The following is an 18,287-nucleotide window of genomic DNA, read 5'->3' as shown; positions in this document are numbered from 1 at the left end:
ATAAATAAAACTAAAGACGAAAATTCATAATTAAATATAAAACTGCTTTTTATATTTAAGATAATGTTTAATAATAAGAGAAATTGAAAAAGAAAAGTTTAGCAAGCCTCACTTTGTTATATGCCGTAGGTAATTTATCATCAAAGGTAATGAGTTTTGTATTGGTATTCTTTGTGACATTTTATCTTACAACGCAAGAATTAGGAGAGTTTGATTTACTTTTAATAGCGATAAACTTACTTACCCCATTTGTTTCATTTCAGTTGTCAGATTCTGCATTGCGATGGTTGCTTAATGATCAGTCTGTAGAAAATATTTCAAAAATTTTTTCTACAATATCTGTAATTATACTAATATCGCTTTTATGTTTTTCAATAATTATATTCTTATATAATTATTTCATACCGACTAATAATATTTTATATATCTATATACTGGTTTTTCTTCAATCCTTTAATCTGTTTTTTTTACAATGTATAAGAGGTAAAGGTGATAATAAATCTTATGTATTAAATGGAGTAATAAATACGGGCCTTTATATAGGTTTAGGTATATTTTTTTTAACGGTTATCAAATTAAAGATAGTAGGGCTGATTTATGCAAATATAATTGCACTATTCATTTCAACTTTGATATTGCTTTTTGGGAATGGACTTTATAAGTATTATGATAACGAGAAAATAAGTTTGGTTTTTGCGAAAGATTTGCTTCGTTATTCTTTACCTCTTGTTCCTAACTCATTAAATTGGTGGGCTATTTCTTCAGCTAATAGATATATAATATTGTTGTACTTAGGAGCTGCGGCAAATGGTGTTTTTGCCATTGCCTATAAGCTGCCTTCAATCTTAATTATATTTGTTAATATATTTTTTTTGGCATGGCAGGAAAGAGCTATAACAACTCATCAAGACGATGATAGAAATACTTATTATAAAGTTGTTTTAGATAAGTACATCCGAATATTATTTTCTATATCAATACTTATTGTTTCCTTAAATAAAATTTTATTATCCCGAATTGTAAGTGAAGAATTTTTTTCAGCTTGGGAATATACACCGGTTTTACTTTTAAGTGTTATTTTTAGCTCATTAGCAAGCTTCTATGGAGCAGGTTATCTTACTTCAAAAAAAACTTCAGGAGCTTTTTTCAGTAGTGTTTTTGGAGGAGTCGTGACTGTTGGATCCTCATTTATATTAATTCCACAATTTGGATTACATGGTTCCGGTCTGGCAATTTGCATAGGATATTTTACTGTAATGATGATAAGATTATATCATACAAAAAACATTTTTACATTTAAATTTCCGATGAAATCTTTTTTAAGATATTTAATATTATTCGTTTTTACGTCTATACTCAATTATTTTAATTTCACTATTGTGACTGCCAATCTTTTTTTCGTTATAACTTTACTTCTTATAATTAATAAAGATTTACTTTTAAAGTCTATAATGTATTTGAAATCGTTAACCAGTTAATTATGAAAAAAGCTATTGTTATAAGTTTTTACGAAAGTGGTAATTTAGGAGATATTGAATTAAGTTCTTGTATAGATAAGTTAGTTGAAGCAAAAGGATATAATATACTTAAATACAATTTTACAACTTGCAAAAGGATCGTTAAAACAAAAGATCCAAAACAAATAACGCTGCTAAATGCTGTAGGAAAAAAGAAAATATCGTTGTTTAAGAATATATTTAGAAAGTTGATAGGGGATAAGTATTATGAATTATTGATTTGGAAATTTAAAATTGAAAAAAATTGGTCAAACAATGAAGAATTTAAATCTGATTTAAGCAATTCAGATGTTGTTATTTTTGCCGGAGGTAATATGATAATGGATTTATCAATTACATGGCCTTATATTATTAAGAAGTATATCGACTTAATTAGTCATTATGATAAAAGCTTTTATTTTATGTATGTGGGAGTAGGACCTTTAAAATATAGAGAAAGTATAAAAATTTTAAAAAAAAGTTTTAAAAATGTCAAAGGGATATCTGTAAGAGATGAAATTTCAAAGCAAATTGCGTCGAAATTTGTTGATGAAGAAAAGATAAAATTGACTGTAGATCCAGTTTTTTTAAATGGTATTGAAAAAATAAGTAGAATTAAGAGCATCATTCCTTTACAAATTGGTATTTGTGTTTTAGGATCTATGTGCTTTAATAACAAGCAAGATTTCAATGTCTACTTGAAAGGTGTGGAAAGACTTATTAAATTACTTATTAAGAAAAAAAACACAAATATAATTTTATTTTCGACTGAATTAATGGATTATGAATCAATTAGTATTGTTAATGATAATATTAAGTCTGATAATGTTAAGGTAGAACATATATCCTCCATAGATGAATTAGTAATGTTGTATGATAGAATTAATTTTCTTGTTGGAGGTAGAATGCATTCAATGATATTAGCACAAAATAGATTGTTGCCATTTTTAGGTATTCAGTGGCAAAATAAAATTTTAGGTTTTGGAAAGGTCACTAATTCTGAATATAAAATGTTTTCTATGAAAGAATTTTCTAAAAATACTGAAAAAGTTTGTGAAATTATTTTTAATGAATCTACTGATTTACATATGTTAAGCAATATGCAAAAGAAAAATCTAGAATTAAAATATACCGTATTTAAAGGTAATTTATTATAAGCTTAGGCATGAAAAAAATTTTAATAATACATCATGGAACAGGTTTAGGAGGGGGTTTAATTGCGTTATTAGGTATCATTGATGAACTTAAAGAAAAATTTGAAGTTGAAGTATTTGCAGTTTTTGATAGTGTAGCTGTTGATTATTTAAAAGATAAAGGCATAAAAGTAATTGTTTCAAAAAGTAAATTTTATAAAAAGCACTATTCGCTGTTTGTGCATAGTGATGCAAGTTATTTTAATGTTATTGAAGGATTATTAAATTTAAAATCATTAATAACATTTTTACTAAGTAAATATTATTTCTCTGTGAAGGAGTTGAGATTATTCAGTAAAAATAAAGATTTAATTTACTTAAATTCTACTTTTTTATCTGATTGGGCATATGCAGCAAAAAAACTTAATATTAAAACTCTTATTCATGTAAGGGAGCCACTTTCTTATGGTAAAACTAAAATTAGATATAATATTATAAGAAATACAATAAAAAAAAATTGTGATCAAATAGTAGCAATAACAAAAGATAATGCTAATAGAGTTAACTTGTTTTATAAAACAGAAATAATTTATGATCCGGTTGTTTTAAATAGAAGGGATGAAAAATTGGACATTTTAATTGATAATAATACTAAATACTTTATCTATTTAGGTGGTGAATATAGAATTAAAGGATTTGAACAATTAGTTAATTCATTACCTTTTATTGATGAAAATATTAAAATTTTTTTTCTTGGCGGTAAAGTAATTTATAGCTCTAATTTTATTAAGCAACTCTTAAGAAGAATATTTGATCCATACTTTAATAGAATTAAAGACTTGAAAATAAAACTTAATGCCTCTGATAAAATTATAGATATAGGAATGACAGATAATGTATTTTATTTTTATAAAAAAAGTATTGCTTTAATTTGCCCTTTTTCAAAACCTCATGCGGCCTTACCTATTTTAGAAGCATTTTCATTAAAAGTTCCAGTCATAGCATCTGATGTTGTGGGAATGGCAGAATTTGTTAATGAGAATAATGGTCTTACTTTTCTCAATGGAAATTCTCAGTCATTGGCATACCAGATAAATCAAATGGCAAAAATGCCTAGAGAGTTGTACGATAATTTAGTGTTTGGAAGTTATGAAACTTATTCTGTTTTAAGAAAAAAACAAAGAAGCATTACATTTATCATTAATGAATTGTTACATGAATTTTATTAATTATGTTAAAGACATAATAAGATTTTGAATTTAGAACAAATGATGAGGATTTATCAACGATTGGCTAGGGTTAATTATAACAAATAGCGTCATAATAAGCATAATATGTATAAATGTTTAAAAAATAAGATATAATTGGATGAGGCATAAGATAGTTTATATTATAGTGTTTTTAATTTTCTATATAAACATTGATGCAATTACATTTGCCGCTGCTAATAATTTTTTATTGGGAATCATTCAGGCAATCTATATCTTTTTTATGATATATTTTTCTTTAAAATATAAACCTTTATTTTCTCCTCTTAAGTGGAAAGTATGGATAGTAACTTTGACTATATTTATTTTATTAACAATAATATATAATTTTGATTTTTCGCTAGGATATGTTGTACAACTTCTAGCTTTAATGTTTGGATATGTTGTAGCAAGCAGGGTAGATTTAGCATTACTTATGAAGATATATAATGAGTTTTTGTACTACTTATGTATATCATGTGTTTGTTTGTTTTTACTGTTTGTAATCAATCCAGGTTTACTTTATTACTTTCCGGTATTATCAAATAGTGAAGGAACAGAGTACATTAACTTAATTTTTTACAGTCATTATTTAAATACGGGTAGGAATACGGGAATATTTCGAGAACCAGGTGTTTTTATGATTTTTATAAATATTGGTATTTTGGTAGAACTTTTATATAAAAATATACCAAATAAAAAATATCTTTTTATATATGTAATAACTTTACTTACAACTTTATCTACTGCTGGATTTCTCATATGTTCTATTATAATGTTATTATATACTCTAAAAAACAGAAATTTTAAATCCTTTTTTTATATTACTCTATTATTTGTTGTAATAGGTTTATATGTATCTTTTAATTATGAATTATTTCAAGCTACCTTAAACAAATTTGATTCTGCTTCAGAAAATCATGAGAGTGCTATGGCCAGATATGCTTCAGTTCAAGTTCCATGGTCAATTTTTTTGCAATCGCCTTTTTTCGGCGTTGGCTTATCCTCTTATAATGAAAACTATTTAAATCATTCCAGAATGCTATATGGGTACTCTATGAGAGCCGACGGCCTTTCTACAAATACTCTTTTCAATATTTTAGCAACATATGGTATTTTTATGTTTACAGCAGTGGTAACTGGTTTTTTAAGACTTACTAAAATATTTTCTTCCAATATTGTAGTTCGGTTAGGTACTTTATTAGTTTTCTTGTTAATGTTTAGTAATGAAGATTTGCGGTACTCAATTTTGTTTTCCATACTTTTATTTTATGGACTTAATATTAATAATAGATTTCGTAATTCATATAATGAAATTCAGTAATGAAAAAAAAAATTTTAATTATAACTTATGATTTTGTTCCATATATAAGTCCTAATACTTACCGGTGGCAAAACGTTTTAGATTATTGGCAAAAAGAGTATAATTGCGAAATTCATGTGGTTACACCTTCAAGAAATTTTGAATCTGAATATGAAGTGATAGATGATATTCATATTCACAGAACACCAATGAGTGCGAGCTTAAAGGTTAAAAATCAGAATTCTACTAATAGTGTAACCGATATAAAAAAAACTAAATTAAAATTATTACATTTTATAAATAAGTATATTTTATCAAAATTATATTGGCCAGATTTTGCTTTTTTATGGTTTTTTTCAGGGAGACACTTAGCTCAGAAAATAATAGATAAATATAAAATTTCAAATGTCATCTCTGTGTCTTGGCCTTTTACAGATCATTTAATAGCATATTCTTTAAGGATGAAAAATGATTTTAACTGGATAGCTGATACAATTGATCCTTTCTGTTATTCCAAAGCAGTTAATAATTATAAAATTTATGGCTTATTAAATCGCTATATAGAAAGAAAAGTTTTTAAAAAGGCAAATAGCATTTCAGTTTTGACTAGTAATGTTAAAAATAAATATATTAAGTGTTTTGACGATTTTGATTCTAAGATTGTTATTAATCCTAATATTTATGTGCCAGTACCTTTAGTTGTTGAAAATACTATCAAATATAATTTTAAATTTGTTTTTATTGGTACTCTTAATCTTAATGTTAGAAGACCAGATTTAGCATTGTCTTTTTTTTCAAGATTAAATAAAAAATATCCTGACAATAATTTTGAATTCCATTTTTATGGAAATATGATTTCATGTCAAAATATTTTTGAAGAATATACTGAACTTAAAAATAAGTTATTTCTACATGGTTTGGTATCAAAAAAAGTTGCGATGGAAGAGATATTTAATGCAGATGTTTTGATAAATATAGGTAATAATAATCCTTATCAAGAACCTAGCAAATTACTGGATTATATTCAGTCAAAACATAAGATTATTAATATATGTAGTATAAATAATGATAGTTCATTAAATATTCTTCAGCAATATCCTCTAAATTTTAATGTGTTCAGAGATGATATTGATAAAGATTATATTTATGATAAATTAATTGAGTTTATAAGAAATGAAAATATAGTCGATGACAATGCATTACAAAATTGCATTATTGAAATTTTAGAACAATACAATATAAAAAACGTATCTACAAGATATTATAATATGTTAAAATAGATGAATAGAAAGCCCATCCTATCAGTACTTTCACCTACATATAATTGTAGTGATTATATTACAAGAAGTTATGATTGTCTTTCTAATCAGTTATTTACTGATTGGGAATGGATAGTTGTAGATGATGGCTCTTCTGATAATTCTTTAGAGATTTTAAACGCAATAGATGACCCACGAATTAAAATTATTTCTTATGAAATAAATATGGGCAGAGGATATGCAAGAAATTTAGGTTTAAAAAACTGTAATACTGATATTGTTGTTATTTGGGATATAGATGATTTATATCTTCCGGAAAGATTGTATTTAATTTATAACTCTTTGGTAGTTGAGAATTATGATTTTTTTGCATCATGTGCGCTAGTCGTACGCAATAATTTTGAAATAAAAGGAGTAAGAAGCTTTTACAAGAATAAACTTTATAAATCATTCGTACATCCCACCTTAGCTTTTAAAAAGTCTACCAATGTTGGATATGATGAAACTATGAGGGCTGGCGAAGATCTATTGCCTATGGTAACTCTTTCTAATAATTTTAAAGGATTTTATTCAGATAAAATATTGATGCTGTATTTCGAAGATAGGGAGATTAATTTAAGAAAATCAATATTTATGCATGATAGTCATATGATAAGCATAAAGAGAATATTTAAACAAAAGATTATAAACCTATCATTAAAAGAAAAATTTATCATTAATATAGGGCTTATTCTAAAGAAGATAGCACTGAGAATTCTTCTTATCTTTCCTTCTATATATTTAAAAAGTGTAGCATACAGAGATATAAATAATACAGTCAAAATTTCAGAATCAGATTTAAAATTTTTAGAAAATTATAAAAATAAATATAACTTATATTAACATGTTGAAAAATAAAACATTACTCATAACAGGGGGAACAGGCTCTTTTGGTCATGCGGTTCTGCATCGTTTCCTTAATACGGATCACTTTAAGGAAATACGTATTTTTTCACGTGACGAGAAAAAGCAGGATGATATGCGTAATCAGCTTAAAAGCGATAAATTAAAATTTTATATTGGAGATGTCCGCGATTTTCACAGTGTTGAAAAAGCTATGCATGGGGTTGATTATGTTTTTCACGCTGCAGCGCTTAAACAAGTGCCATCATGTGAATTTTTTCCTTTAGAGGCAACTAAAACGAATGTTTTTGGAACACAGAATGTTATTGATGCTGCTGTTGTAAATAATGTAACTAAAGTTATATGTCTAAGTACTGATAAGGCAGCTTATCCTATAAATGCAATGGGTATATCTAAAGCATTAATGGAAAAAGTTGCAGTTGCAGCATCCCGTGCAATCTCAAATGATAAGACTACTGTTTGCCTTACCAGATATGGTAATGTTATGGCTTCCAGAGGATCAGTCATTCCTTTGTTTTTAAAACAAATAAAAGAAGGTAATGAATTAACCATTACAGATCCTAATATGACAAGATTTTTAATGTCTCTGGATGAAGCTGTTGAACTTGTTCTTTTCGCATTTGAAAATGGCAATCAGGGCGATTTATTTGTTAATAAAGCACCGGCCGGAACAATTGGCGATTTAGCGCAAGCCCTAAAAGAGCTTTGTAATGCAGATAATCCTGTTAAAGTAATAGGAACCAGACATGGAGAAAAACTTTATGAAACGCTTTGTACAAGGGAAGAAATGATCAAAGCAGAGGATATGGGAGATTTTTATCGTATTCCTGCTGATAATCGTGACTTAAATTATGCTCAATATTTTTCAGAAGGAGAGAAAGATATTTCTCTTATTGAAGATTACCATTCTCATAATACAGAACAGCAAGGGGTTGAAGGTATGAAAAAACTACTACTAAAACTGCCGCTTATACGTAAAGAAGTTTTAGGTGAAGATATAATGCAATATCCTGGATAATTTGATATGAAGCCCCAAATTATTGAAGGAAATATTCATTCAGATCAGAGAGGCGATTTACGTTATAATAATGCCTTTGATGCTACTGAAGTAAAAAGAATATATATTATAGAAAATAAAGATACTTCTCTTATACGCGGATGGCAGGGACATAAAATCGAGCAACGATGGTTTTCTGCATTAGCAGGAAATTTTGAGATTAAGCTGATTAAAATCGATGACTGGCAAAATCCTTCACAAGAATTAAAACCATATGTTTTTTTGCTTGATTCGAATAATTTAAAAGTGCTCCATATACCTGCGGGCTATGTGAGTAGTATAAAAGCGCTGGATGATAACTCTAAATTACTTGTAATGGCAGATTATAAAATTGGAGAAATACAGGATGAATACAGATATGATATAAATCATTTTAAAAATTAAAAAACTTATAAATGTTTAAAGTAGGAATTACAGGACAGGCAGGGTTTGTGGGTACGCATTTGTACAATACCCTTATGACAGATCCTGAGAAATTTAAGTGTATACACTTTGAAAAGAACTACTTCGACAATGAGGCAGCTATGGATGCTTTTGTTTCGCAATGTGATGTGATTGTACATTTAGCGGCGATGAACAGACATAATGATCCGGAAGTTATTTATGAAGTAAATATTGGGCTGGTAAAAAAATTAATAGCTTCTCTTGAACGAACTTCTAGTAAAGCACATGTAATTATGTCTTCGTCTTCTCAGGAGGAAAGAGATAATTTGTATGGCAAATCTAAAAAAGAAGGAAGAGAGTTATTAGTGCAATGGGCTGCAAAAAATAATACTGTTTTCACAGGAATGATAATTCCTAATGTATTCGGTCCATTTGGTCATCCTTATTACAATTCTGTAATTGCTACATTTTGCCATCAGGTGGCTAACGGTGAAACGCCACAAATACAAATTGACGGCGATTTAAAATTAATATATGTAGGGGAATTAGTTGAAGAAATTATTACTAGGATAGTAAATAGCGAAAATATTCCTATCTATCAGGTACCTCATACTTCTGAAGCAAAAGTTTCTGAAATTCTTGCAAAAATTCAGTTTTACAAAGAAATCTATCAGGATAAAGGTGAAATACCGGTAATAGATAATACTTTTGAACTTAATCTTTTCAATACGTATCGTTGTTATATGGATATTAAAAATTATTTTCCTGTAAAATTCACACAACATACAGATAATAGAGGTGCATTTGTAGAGATTATAAGACTTGGAGTAAGTGGACAGGTTTCGTTTTCCACAACTGTTCCTGGTGTTACGAGGGGTAACCACTACCATACGCGTAAAATAGAAAGATTCGCGGTTATTAAAGGAACTGCTTTGATTCAGTTACGAAGGATAGGTACAGATGAAGTTTTAGATTTTTATCTCGATGGTAATGAGCCTTCGTATGTTGATATGCCTGTTTGGTATACACACAATATAAAAAATATAGGCGAGGATGTATTATATACTAATTTTTGGATTAATGAATTTTATAATCCTGATGACCCCGATACCTATTTTGAAAATGTTTAAAAAATCATAATCTAAAAATGGCATTATTTGCCTAATAAATATGAAACAAAAATTAAAAGTAATGACGGTGGTTGGTACCCGTCCTGAAATTATCAGATTATCAAGAGTAATGTCAGCCCTAGATTCTTCTGATGCTATTGAACATATAATTGTGCATACAGGTCAAAATTATGATTATGAGCTCAATCAGATATTTTTCGAAGACTTAGGTATCCGCAAGCCCGATCATTTTCTTAATGCAGCCGGGGCGACAGCAACTGAAACAGTAGGCCAGATTCTTATAAAAATTGATCCGGTTCTTGAATCTGAAAAACCTGATGCTTTTTTGGTTTTAGGAGATACTAATAGCTGTTTATGTGCTATACCAGCTAAAAAAAGACATATTCCTATTTTCCATATGGAAGCGGGGAACCGTTGTTTTGACCAAAGGGTTCCTGAAGAAACTAATCGTAAGATTGTGGACCATGTTTCTGATATTAACCTCACTTACAGTGATATTGCAAGAGAATATCTTTTAAGAGAAGGACTTCCTGCAGATAGGATTATTAAAACCGGTTCACCAATGTTTGAAGTCCTTAATCATTATCTGTCTGATATAAAATCATCAGATGTGCTGCAAAGACTGGAACTTGAAGAAGGTAAGTTTTTTGTTGTTTCTTCACACCGTGAGGAAAACATTAATAGTGATAAAAATTTTGCAGGTTTAATGGAAAGTCTTAATCTGATTGCAGAAAAGTATCAGTATCCAGTAATTGTAAGTACACATCCCCGTACCCGTAATATGATTGAAAAGAAAAATATAACAATGCATTCTAATGTAAGATTTTTGAAACCGTTGGGTTTTAATGATTATAATGCATTACAAATGAAATCTTTTGCGGTGCTGTCTGATAGTGGTACTATTTCAGAAGAATCTTCAATATTAAACTTTAGAGCACTTAATATACGTGAAGCACATGAAAGGCCTGAAGCTATGGAAGAAGCTTCGGTAATGATGGTAGGACTTAATCCTGAAAGAATTATGCAGGGATTAACCCAGTTGCAATATCAAAAGGTAGATTCTGAACGTAATTTCAGACGAGTTGCAGACTATTCTATGCCAAATGTTTCTGATAAGGTTGTTAGAATAATTTTAAGCTATGTAGATTATATAAAGAAAACTGTTTGGAAAGAATAGAATGAAAATATTATTAATTACACAGTATTTTTTTCCGGAAAACTTTAAAAGTAATGATATAGCTTTTGAATTATCAAAGAGAGGGCATGAGGTCACTGTTTTAACAGGCTTGCCTAATTATCCTGAAGGCAGGGTATATACCGGCTATGGATTTTTTAAAAACAGGAAACAAAATATTAATGGTGTAAAAGTAATACGTTCTTTATTGATTCCAAGAGGCAAAGGGGGCGGAATAAGATTATTTCTTAATTATTTTAGCTGGGCATTTTTTGCATCTTTCTCAGCGCTTAAATTGGCTTTAACAGAAAAATTTGACGCAATCATTGTTCATGAGCCATCTCCAATTACTCAGGGTTTTCCGGCTATTGTTGTAAAAAAATTAAAAAAAATTCCGATATATTTTTGGGTTTTAGATTTATGGCCTGAAAGCCTTTCTTCCGCAGGAGGAATAAATAATAAATACATATTAAATTTTTTTAAGGCTGTTGTACAGTATATTTATAATAATTCTGATAAAATTCTAATCAGTTCAAAAGGGTTTAGAAAATCTATAGAGGAAAAAGGAGATTATCACGATAAGATTGTTTATTTCCCAAATTGGGCTGAAGATGTAATTTCAGGTGGAAATGAAAATTACCCTATTCCATCTTTGCCTCCTGGATTTAAAATTATTTTTGCAGGCAATATAGGCATGTCACAGGATATGGAAAGTATTCTTGGGGCTGCTCTTGAGCTAAAAAGCAAAATTGACATTAAATTTATTTTTCTGGGAGATGGACGAAGCAGGCCTTATGTTGAAGAATTTGTTGCCCAAAATGGACTTGAAAAGACAGTTTTTTTATTGGGTAAATATCCTGTCGAAGCTATGGCTTCTTTTTTTTCAGAAGCTGATGGATTACTGGTTTCATTACGTAATGAGCTAAATTTTAATTTGACAGTTCCTGCCAAAATGCAGGCATATATGAGTTCCGGTAAGCCTATTTTAGCAATGCTTAACGGTGAAGGTGCGGAGTTAGTAAAAGAGGCTGGTTGTGGTTTAGCTGCTTCCGCAAGTAATTATATGCAACTGGTTGAAAATATACTTATTTTGTACAATATGAGTGAAACTGAGAGAAGGGTAATGGGGCAGCGTGGATTTAATTATTATCAACAATATTTTAAACTTGAGAAATGCATGGATAATTTAGAGGACATTTTAAACAAAAAAATATGAATGTAATAGTTACAGGGATTTCGGGATTTGTTGGTGCCAACCTGGGATTATATTTTAAAAACAGTGATTTTAGTATAACCGGAGTTTCCCGCACGCCTAACGAAGATGAAATTTCATATTCTGATATTAATGCAGATGTTTTAAATGATTATTATGCTTTTATACATTGTGCAGGAAAGGCTCATGACTTAAAAAATATAACTAACGAAAGTGAATATTTTGAAATAAATACCGAGTTAACAAAAAAGTTATTTGATGATTTTCTTGATTCACAATGTACTGTATTTATTTATTTAAGTTCTGTAAAGGCTGCTGCAGATGAAGTTGAAGGATATTTAGATGAAAATATTTTGCCATCACCTGTGACTGCTTATGGTAAATCAAAACTGGCAGCAGAAGAATATATACAAAAAGCAAAGATACCTACAGGTAAAAGAGTTTATATACTTCGTCCATGTATGATACACGGGCCAATGAATAAAGGTAATCTTAATGTACTTTATAATTTTGTGTCTAAAGGTGTTCCTTATCCTTTTGGAAAGTATGATAATAAAAGATCTTTTGTTTCAATTGATAATCTTTGTTTTATTATAAGTGAACTTTTGTCAAATAAAGATATTCATTCAGGTATTTATAATGTTGCTGATGATGAGGCTTTGTCCTCAGTAGAACTTGTGAAGATAATAGGTAAAGTGATAAATAAACCTATAAAAATACTTTCAATTAATAAATCTATAATTAATATTATTGGAAAGATTGGCGACATTTTACCCCTTCCTGTTAATACTGAAAGGATAAGCAAGCTTACTCAGAATTATTGTGTTTCAAATGCCAAAATTAAAAAGGCTATGGGTAAAGAATTGCCAATGAGTGCAAAAAGTGGCATTGAAAGGACAATAGCTTTTTTTAAATAATTATAATAGATAAGTTGACTATGAGTGATATATATTTAACAGTAACAGCGCATCCAGATGACGAAATACTTGGTTTTGGTGCCAGTACACACATATTAACACAAAAAGGACATAAAGTATATAATTGTATTTTATCTGGGAATGTTGAGGCAAGACAGCACAGGCCTGAATTAGAGAAATTATACCTGCATTGCGATAATGCACAAAAAATTGTAGGTGCCGAGCCGCCAATTATGGGAGATTTTCCTAATATCCGTTTTAATACAGTACCTCATTTAGAACTGGTTCAATATATAGAAAGAATTATTGAAAAAATTCAGCCGGATTTTATATTTACTCATCATCCGTCTGATCTTAATGATGATCATTTATGTACTTCCCGCGCTTGCCAGGCTGCTGCCAGGCTTTTTCAGAGAAGAAAAGATGTAAAACCTATAAAAGGATTATATTTTATGGAGATTCCTTCGTCTACTGACTGGGCATTTCCGACTAATGTTTCTCCTTTTCTTCCTAATACGTTTATAGAAGTTGGAAAAGAAGGTGTCGATAAAAAGATTGAAGCATTATATGCTTATGAGGGTGTTATGCGCCCGTATCCGCATCCAAGGTCCGATGAAGCAATAACCGGCCTTGCTGCTTTAAGAGGTGGACAGTCTGGTAAAATATATGCAGAAGCTTTCCAGGCAATATTTCAAATATTATAAATACTAATATGTACAGAACTTTTTTTAAGAGGTTAATAGATATTACAGCATCATTAATTTGTATAATTATATTTGCCCCTTTGTTTTTTATTGTAGGGCTAATTATTTATTTACAGGATAGAGGTAATCCGTTTTTTAGGCAAAGCAGGGTAGGGTTATATGAAAAGCAATTTGTTCTTATGAAGTTTAGAAGTATGCCTGTTAATACAGCAAATGTACCGTCAAATGAAGTTGCTAAAATAAAAATTACACCATTTGGAAAGTTTATAAGAAGATCTAATCTTGATGAGCTGCCTCAATTGTTCAATATTTTTTTGGGTGAGATGAGTATTGTTGGGCCACGTCCGGCTTTACCATCACAAACAGAACTTGTATTAATGAGGCGCGAAAAAAATGCTTATTCATGCAGACCGGGTTTAACGGGACTTGCTCAGGTAAATTCATATGATAACATGCCTGAAACGGAAAAAGCCAAATGGGATGGGATTTATGCAGGCAATCTTACTTTTTTACAGGATGTGAAGATAGTTCTGCGTACTTTTGTATATTTAACAAAAAAACCACCAACATATTAGTATGAAATTTGCATTCGTAACCTGTGTACAAATCGGATTAAGTTGTATGGAAGCCATTTATTCAGTAAATGGTAAACTGGATTTAATAATTACCCTTTCTGACGATAAAGCAAAATCAAAGTCGGGGAGGATCTATGTAGATAAATTTGCCGAAATCAATAATATACCAGTAGTAAAGGTAAATCATATTAATGATCAAGTGGCTATAGATGCCATAAAAGACTATGAGATAGACTGGCTTTTTATAATTGGCTGGTCGCAAATAGCTTCGAAAGAACTGTTGGATACTCCAAAATCCGGAGTCATTGGTGCACATCCAACTTTACTTCCGGATGGGAGAGGCAGAGCTGCAATTCCATGGGCAATTATAAAGGGGCTTGATAAGACAGGAGTTACTTTCTTTAAAATGGATGAAGGTGTTGATACTGGTTTAATATTAGGTCAGGAAGAAATTCCTCTAAATGAAGAAGAAACGGCTACTCAACTATATGAAAAGGTTAATAAAGCTCATGAAACCTTAATAAAAAAAATGTATTTTAAGCTTAAAGATAATAAAGTAACAGGGCAAGTACAGGACGAGTCAAAAGCAACTGTATGGGAGGGAAGAACTCCGAAGGATGGTCAGATATTTAATGAGATGACCATTCAGGAAGTCGATCGTCTTGTGAGGGCTACAACCAGACCCTATCCCGGAGCTTTTGTAATGGAAGGAGAAAAAAAAGTTATTATTTGGAAAGGAATGAAATCTTTTGATAAGTTAAATTCTGATAGACTTTATGAAATAAAATTAAAAGATGGTTATTTTTATGCTGATGAGTTTGAAATTAATTATTAATAATCCCAACACTATTTTTAATTTATACTAACCCTAATACGATTTTATAATCCCGATTTAAATATAGTTTTTTACTTTACAACTATATAATTTGAGACCTTAGGAGGAGTTTAAATACTTTTTGACATGGCTAATGATGAGAAAATAAAGGCATTACGAATTTGGGGTTTTTTGCACAGGCTCAGTTATCTGCCTAGGTGGATTATCGTTTTAATTGATTTGTCGGTAATTCTGTTTACAGGAGTATTATCCTATTTGCTTATAAGACGCACAGGCGTTTTTCTTGAGGAAGAAATATACGGCTTAAAAATACCTATATATATATTTGTCAGTCTATTTTCTTTTAGGATATTCAGAACTTATGCAGGCATAATAAGGCATTCATCTTATATAGATGCAGTAAAGATTTTTTTCGCACAATTTACCACTGCATTTTCTTTATTAGCTATCAACAGCCTTTATTGGAATATTACAGGTAATCTTCTGTATCTCAATATAGTTATATTAATTAATGCTGTTTTTTCTTTTAGCTGTTTGTTTTTATACAGAGTGCTTGTTAAACAGGTTTTTGAGATTTATTTTAGTAATAATCAGGGACATAAATTATCAAGATCAATTATTTACGGTTCAGATGCGAATGCTATTGCGGTTGCAAATGCTTTAAAATCTGAAATGCCTGCTAGGTTTAAAATAGTAGGCTTTATCGATAAATCGAGTCATAACCGTTCAAAAATGATCTTAGGGCTTCCTATTCTTCAACATAAGAAAAAAGTATCAGTGTTGATGAGAATATTTAATGCTGAAGCATTAGTAATTGCGGATAAAAGTCTGTCAAAAGAAGAGAAACTAAGTATTGTTGATGAATGCCTGGAGTTCAATTATAAAGTTTATACCGTTCCTCTTATTTCGGATTGGGAAGATCAGAAGGAAATTTCTAAAAAAATTAAAAACTTCCAGATTCAGGATTTACTTGAAAGAAAGCCTATTGTTTTAGATAATAAATCTATATCGAATCAGTTGAAAGGTAAAACTGTTTTAATAACAGGTGCGGCAGGTTCGATAGGCAGCGAAATTGTAAGACAGGTTATTCAGTTTGATCCTAAAAACATCGTTATGCTTGATCAGGCAGAAACTCCTTTACACCATTTAGGACTTGAAATTAGTAAAATGGAGATTAACTCTAAAGTTTGCAGTATCATAGCTGATGTAAGAGACAGAGTTGCAGTAAATAATGTTTTTAATAAATACAGACCTGAGGTAGTATACCATGCTGCTGCCTATAAACATGTTCCTTTAATGGAAGAAAATCCATCTCAGGCTATTTTTGTTAATGTGCAGGGAACCAAAAATATAGCTGAACTCGCTTTGGAATATGGTGTTGATAGTTTTGTTATGGTTTCAACAGATAAAGCTGTAAATCCGAGCAATGTTATGGGAGCAAGTAAGCGTATAGCTGAAAAATTTGTACAGTCTCTTCATAATAACATGCTAATACAAAATGGGTTTTGTAAAACAAAGTTTATTACTACCCGTTTCGGAAATGTATTAGGATCTAATGGTTCTGTTGTTCCTCTTTTTTCTAAACAAATTGAAAATGGCGGTCCTATAACTCTTACACACCCTGATATTATAAGGTACTTTATGACTATACCAGAAGCTTGTCAATTAGTACTGGAGGCAGGAGCTATGGGACAGGGTGGAGAGATTTATATTTTTGACATGGGTAAGCCTGTGAAAATTATTGATCTGGCAAGAAAAATGATTATGTTGGCCGGATTTGTGCCCGATAAAGACATAGAAATTAAAATTGTAGGTTTAAGGCCGGGTGAAAAACTTTATGAAGAATTATTAAATGATAGTTCTAAGACGTTGCCTACACATCATGAGAAAATTATGATTGCCCAGGAAATTTATAATGAGGCTATTCCTCTCTATGGGTTGCTTGAAGAATTAATAGCATCAGCTAACAAGCATTCTGGTGATGATGTTGTAGCAAAAATGAAAGAAATTGTGCCTGAATTTAAAAGTATGAATTCAGATTTTGCTTTACTGGACAAGAAATAATATTGTAGTATTTATAGTAAATTTATCATGTTCTTTAAGATAAAAAATTATCTTTGCGGAAATTTAATACCTATAAAATATTAGGGATTATGTTTGTAATTTTAAAAAGTATATGATAAACAGACTATTATTTTTTATAGCTATAGCTTTAGTATTCAGTTCTTGTGTTTCTAAAAAAAACATCATTTATTTTCAGAATATCTCTAATCTTCCAGATGGGGGTTCTGTAAATTATGAGCCTAGATTAAAGGCTGATGATCAATTAATGATAATAGTTTCTGCTCCGGATCCTGAGGTAGTGAAAGATTTTAATCTTGCAGCAATACCACTTATGAATCCATCAGTTAGTAATATGAATATTGCTAGTTCTCAATTACAATATCAAACCTATCTTATTGATCATTCAGGAAATATTAACTTTCCTGTATTAGGAACTGTGAAACTCGGTGGGCTCACACGTGCTGAAGCTATTGAAAAATTATTAAAAGAACTAAAAGCTTACGTTAAGGAGCCTATTGTGAATTTAAGAATTTTAAATTTTAAGGTTTCTTTATTAGGAGAATTGACCCGTCCAGGTACATTTACCATAAATTCGGAAAGAATAACCCTGCCGGAGGCTCTTGCTATGGCTGGAGATATGACTATTTATGGGAATAGAAAAAAAGTTTTAATAATAAGGGAGATAGAAGGGAAAAAGACTCATAATTATGTTGATTTAACCAGTTCAGATTTTATAAATTCCCCATTTTATTATCTTACTCAAAATGATGTAATTTATATTGAACCAAATAAAACTAAAGTAAATTCTTCGGTTATAGGCCCTAATGTAACTGTAGCAATTTCCGCTTTATCATTAGTTATTACTATCATAGCATTAGCAATACGTTAAAAAC

General features: G+C 30.0%; 17 protein-coding genes. All 17 read left to right on the top strand.

Annotated features, from left to right (window positions below):
* The first annotated feature begins 83 nt into the window (after positions 1-83).
* The 17 genes from NHE85_RS02260 to NHE85_RS02180 all read left to right on the top strand — a co-directional run bounded on the left by NHE85_RS02260 (position 84) and on the right by NHE85_RS02180 (position 18,283).
* Positions 84-1,478 (top strand): lipopolysaccharide biosynthesis protein, encoded by a 1,395-nt coding sequence (locus tag NHE85_RS02260; protein ID WP_252809275.1) that lies wholly within the window; start codon positions 84-86, stop codon positions 1,476-1,478.
* Positions 1,479-1,480: 2 nt separating this feature from the next.
* A complete protein-coding gene (locus NHE85_RS02255; RefSeq protein WP_252809273.1) occupies positions 1,481-2,653 on the top strand; it encodes a polysaccharide pyruvyl transferase family protein in 1,173 nt (390 codons plus the stop codon).
* 8 nt (positions 2,654-2,661) lie between these two features.
* The gene (locus NHE85_RS02250; RefSeq protein ID WP_252809271.1) at positions 2,662-3,858 is read left to right on the top strand and encodes a glycosyltransferase family 4 protein; all 1,197 of its coding nucleotides are present in this window, start codon (positions 2,662-2,664) and stop codon (positions 3,856-3,858) included.
* A 139-nt stretch (positions 3,859-3,997) separates the two neighbouring features.
* A complete protein-coding gene (locus NHE85_RS02245; RefSeq protein WP_252809267.1) occupies positions 3,998-5,200 on the top strand; it encodes an O-antigen ligase family protein in 1,203 nt (400 codons plus the stop codon).
* Positions 5,200-6,459 carry a hypothetical protein gene (locus NHE85_RS02240; RefSeq protein WP_252809264.1) on the top strand — a complete coding sequence of 420 codons (1,260 nt, stop codon included), beginning with the start codon at positions 5,200-5,202 and terminating at the stop codon, positions 6,457-6,459. Before NHE85_RS02245 ends, NHE85_RS02240 begins: the two co-directional genes overlap by 1 nt.
* Positions 6,460-7,320 carry a glycosyltransferase family 2 protein gene (locus tag NHE85_RS02235; RefSeq protein ID WP_252809262.1) on the top strand — a complete coding sequence of 287 codons (861 nt, stop codon included), beginning with the start codon at positions 6,460-6,462 and terminating at the stop codon, positions 7,318-7,320.
* 1 nt (position 7,321) lies between these two features.
* A complete protein-coding gene (locus NHE85_RS02230; protein ID WP_252809261.1) occupies positions 7,322-8,359 on the top strand; it encodes a polysaccharide biosynthesis protein in 1,038 nt (345 codons plus the stop codon).
* 6 nt (positions 8,360-8,365) lie between these two features.
* The gene (locus NHE85_RS02225) at positions 8,366-8,782 is read left to right on the top strand and encodes a WxcM-like domain-containing protein (RefSeq protein WP_252809259.1); all 417 of its coding nucleotides are present in this window, start codon (positions 8,366-8,368) and stop codon (positions 8,780-8,782) included.
* A gap of 11 nt (positions 8,783-8,793) precedes the next feature.
* Entirely contained in the window at positions 8,794-9,912 is a 1,119-nt protein-coding gene (locus NHE85_RS02220) for an NAD-dependent epimerase/dehydratase family protein (RefSeq protein ID WP_252809257.1), read from the top strand.
* Between the two features lie 40 nt (positions 9,913-9,952).
* On the top strand, positions 9,953-11,089 hold the full coding sequence (wecB, locus tag NHE85_RS02215) for a non-hydrolyzing UDP-N-acetylglucosamine 2-epimerase (RefSeq protein WP_252809255.1): 1,137 nt from the start codon (positions 9,953-9,955) through the stop codon (positions 11,087-11,089).
* A 1-nt stretch (position 11,090) separates the two neighbouring features.
* Positions 11,091-12,302, top strand: coding sequence for a glycosyltransferase family 4 protein (locus NHE85_RS02210; protein ID WP_252809253.1), 1,212 nt, complete (start codon positions 11,091-11,093; stop codon positions 12,300-12,302).
* A complete protein-coding gene (locus NHE85_RS02205) occupies positions 12,299-13,216 on the top strand; it encodes an NAD-dependent epimerase/dehydratase family protein (protein ID WP_252809252.1) in 918 nt (305 codons plus the stop codon). Before NHE85_RS02210 ends, NHE85_RS02205 begins: the two co-directional genes overlap by 4 nt.
* 20 nt (positions 13,217-13,236) lie before the next feature.
* Positions 13,237-13,920, top strand: a complete 684-nt coding sequence (locus NHE85_RS02200) for a PIG-L deacetylase family protein (RefSeq protein ID WP_252809250.1) — start codon at positions 13,237-13,239, stop codon at positions 13,918-13,920.
* An 8-nt stretch (positions 13,921-13,928) separates the two neighbouring features.
* The gene (locus NHE85_RS02195) at positions 13,929-14,495 is read left to right on the top strand and encodes a sugar transferase (RefSeq protein WP_252809247.1); all 567 of its coding nucleotides are present in this window, start codon (positions 13,929-13,931) and stop codon (positions 14,493-14,495) included.
* 1 nt (position 14,496) lies between these two features.
* The gene (locus NHE85_RS02190) at positions 14,497-15,330 is read left to right on the top strand and encodes a formyltransferase family protein (RefSeq protein WP_252809246.1); all 834 of its coding nucleotides are present in this window, start codon (positions 14,497-14,499) and stop codon (positions 15,328-15,330) included.
* Between the two features lie 219 nt (positions 15,331-15,549).
* Positions 15,550-17,394, top strand: a complete 1,845-nt coding sequence (locus NHE85_RS02185; RefSeq protein WP_374676550.1) for a polysaccharide biosynthesis protein — start codon at positions 15,550-15,552, stop codon at positions 17,392-17,394.
* A gap of 112 nt (positions 17,395-17,506) precedes the next feature.
* Positions 17,507-18,283, top strand: coding sequence for a polysaccharide biosynthesis/export family protein (locus NHE85_RS02180; RefSeq protein ID WP_252809242.1), 777 nt, complete (start codon positions 17,507-17,509; stop codon positions 18,281-18,283).
* Positions 18,284-18,287 lie beyond the last annotated feature (4 nt).

Origin of the sequence: Flavobacterium sp. NRK1 (assembly GCF_024054175.1) — a bacterium.
Taxonomy (GTDB): domain Bacteria; phylum Bacteroidota; class Bacteroidia; order Flavobacteriales; family Flavobacteriaceae; genus Flavobacterium.
Note: the sequence above shows the minus strand (reverse complement) of the source record. Positions and strands in the feature narration are given on the sequence as shown.